The organism is Longimicrobiaceae bacterium, assembly GCA_035936415.1.
Taxonomy (GTDB): Bacteria; Gemmatimonadota; Gemmatimonadetes; order Longimicrobiales; family Longimicrobiaceae; genus JAFAYN01.
Map to the genome: position 1 here is coordinate 1 of DASYWD010000614.1, position 2,704 is coordinate 2,704.

At 73.3% G+C, this 2,704-nt stretch carries 3 protein-coding genes; all 3 read right to left on the bottom strand.

Annotated features, from left to right (window positions below; all coding sequences use genetic code 11):
• Positions 1–272 precede the first annotated feature (272 nt).
• Positions 273–965 carry a YIP1 family protein gene (locus VGR37_24560; GenBank protein HEV2150593.1) on the bottom strand — a complete coding sequence of 231 codons (693 nt, stop codon included), beginning with the start codon at positions 963–965 and terminating at the stop codon, positions 273–275.
• 92 nt (positions 966–1,057) lie between these two features.
• Positions 1,058–1,759 (bottom strand): hypothetical protein, encoded by a 702-nt coding sequence (locus VGR37_24565; protein HEV2150594.1) that lies wholly within the window; start codon positions 1,757–1,759, stop codon positions 1,058–1,060.
• 98 nt (positions 1,760–1,857) lie between these two features.
• On the bottom strand, positions 1,858–2,583 hold the full coding sequence (locus tag VGR37_24570; protein HEV2150595.1) for a creatininase family protein: 726 nt from the start codon (positions 2,581–2,583) through the stop codon (positions 1,858–1,860).
• Between the last annotated feature and the right edge of the window lie 121 nt (positions 2,584–2,704).

The following is a 2,704-nucleotide window of genomic DNA, read 5'->3' on the forward strand; positions in this document are numbered from 1 at the left end:
CGCCGAGCGCGGCGGGTGCTGCGAGCGCGGCGGCGAAGAGCAGGGCGCCGGCCAGCCGCGCTGCGGAGGCCCGGCCGGGGGTCGGGGTGCGAAGAGATGACATCACGGGATCGCTCGCAGTAGAGGAGTGAAGCAGGGACGGCCCGCGTGTGGGACTACGCAGGCGGACCGGAAATGGTTTCAGGGCGTCCTGCGCCCCGCACGGCGGCGCATACTTGGCGCCGCGCCTGAATTTAGCACCGGCCGGCCGGAGAGAGTAACCCCCGTGGGACTCAGGCGGTAAGCGCCGCGAGGGCGGCGACGACCGCGAGGTAGGCGCCGAGCAGGATCGCGGAAGCCGTTCCCCACGAACGGTTCCGGTCCAGCATGCTCACCCCCAGCGCGGCGAAGAGGATGGCCCACACGGTGAACAGGTCGGTCCCGGCGAGCACGCGGTGTAAAAAGGTCCCCGCCGGGATCCCGGGGAGGAGCGCCGGGGTGATCCCCTCCGGCTCCGTGCCGCGGAGCACCGCCACCAGGACTGCGAGCAGCGACCCCAGCGCGGTGATCAGGAAGGCGTGCGTCGTGACGGCCAGGTACTGGAGGAAGCGCGCGCGGCCGCGGAGCAGGAGGCTGAAGACCAGCGTCAGGAGGCCCGCGAAGGCGAAGGCGGCCAGCGGCTGGCGCACCACGGCGACGAGCATCCCCATCAGGCGCCCGTACCGGACGATGGTCTCGGGATCGGAGGTGATCTCCACCGGGCGCCCCCGCCGGTTCACCGCGCCCTCCGTGGCCTCCACGAACGCCTGGTCCGGGACGGCGAGCACCACCAGCATCCCCACGGCGATGGAAAGGGCGAGCGGCCCCACCCAGGGCGCCTGCTCGCGCAAGCCGCGGAACAGCTCCCCGGGTGCGGCGAAGGTCTGGAGCACCCTGCGGTGGAGCGGGGCGGGCGCGGCGCTGTCGGTGTACGCGGAGTCGGGCACGGGCGTTCGGCTCGGGGGACGGGCGGGTTCGCGGGACAAGATAGCCCCGCCCCGCGGGAGAGGGGAGCGCCGCGTGCCCGGCCCGGAGCGGGTCAGCGTGGCACTTCGGTCCGCACCGCCTCGTACCCGCTCTCGGGGATGCGGACCCGGATCACGCGGTTGAGCGCGTCCACCCAGACGTGGCGCTCGCCGGAGCCGGGGATCCGCACCACCAGGTGGAAGAGGTTGACCGTGGCGCCCCCGATGGTGACGCGCTCCTCCCCCATGCTGGAGACGGTCGCCATGGCCTGCCGGTTCTCCCGGGGCACGATCACCGGGACGGTGCCGGAGCGCTCCCGCTGCGCGAGGAAGTAGTAGTGGTGCGCGACCCCGTCGTCCAGGACCAGCGCCCGGTCGCTGGCGACGTACTCGCGGAGTTGCTCGCCGGAGGCGGACACGATGCGCGCGCTGAAGCGGCCGGCCCCCACCTGCCCCAGGAGTCGGCTGGGGGAGTCGCCCCCCACGTCCACCTGGTAGCTGACCGGCGCCGCGTCCAGCCCCCGCGCGCGCAGCCTCGGGGTCAGCTCCAGGGTGCCGCCGGGGAGCGTCACCTCGACGCGCCCGCTGGCGGCCACCTCGGCACCGCGCCCGCTCCCCGACTGCCGGATGGAGAACTCCTCGCGCCCCGCGGGCTGCCCGCCCACGGAGATCTGGAACGTCCCCTGGTCCACCACCGTCTGCGCCCCGACCGGCGCCGCCGCGGCGAGAAGCAGGATGGGGACGAGGCGAAGGGCGTTTCTGCGCAGGACTGGCATGGAGTCTCCTTGTCTGGGCATTCGTGAGGGCGGTGGTACCCCGGAGGAGTGCGAAAGTGCGAAAGTGCGGGAGTGCGAAAGTGCGGGAGTGCGGGGAGTCACTCGTCGTCGGGTGGGGGCGCGATGAACACCTTCTGCCGGATGCGATCCAGGACGTGCTCGTAGATGCGGCGCCCGGTCTCGGAGGTGGCGAGGGTGGGGCGGCCCACGTTCCCGGGACACCCCGCCGGGAGGGTGCGGAGCTTGCCGCGCCGGAAGCGGCGGTAGCTGTCCTGGTCCAGGACGCAGTCCTGCGCGGCCTCCAGGTCCACGACCTCGGGGCGCAGGTGCAGGAGGAGCGAGGTGACCGCCTCGCCGCCGTGTTGCGGCCCCCCGGGATCGCTGAGATATTCCGACAGGTCCACGGCCAGCGCCTCCACCACCCGCACCCGCGCCTTCTGCGCGTACACCGTCGCCATCGCCTCGGCCTGGGGGTCGTAGTCGGTGGCGGTGATCATCACGATCTCGGTGAAGCCCTGCCCCTCCCAGGCGGCGACCAGCTCGTTCAGCGCCCGGTGCAGCGTCTTTCCGCGGAGCGTGGCGGTCCCGGCGAAGCCCCGCTCGCCGGGGACGTTGACGCCGTACGGAAAGGTGGGCGCGCGCAGCACCTGGAACTCCCGCGACAGGTCGTCCGCGAGCGCCTCGGCGATGCAGGTCACGGCGCCGATGGGAAGGTGCGGCCCGTGCTGGTCGCAGGCGCCCACCGGGAGGATGATCCGGCGGTCTCGCTCCAGGTAGGACGCCACCTCGGGCCACGAAAGGTCGACCAGGGAGTATGAGCGCAAGGAGCCGGGGATAGTGGCGGGTACGCGGACCTCCGACCGTGCAGGAACCCCGCAAGCCGCGGACCGTTCCGCGCCGCCGCTCGGCTGGCGGGAGCGCGCCGGCTGGGCGGCGGGGTGGACC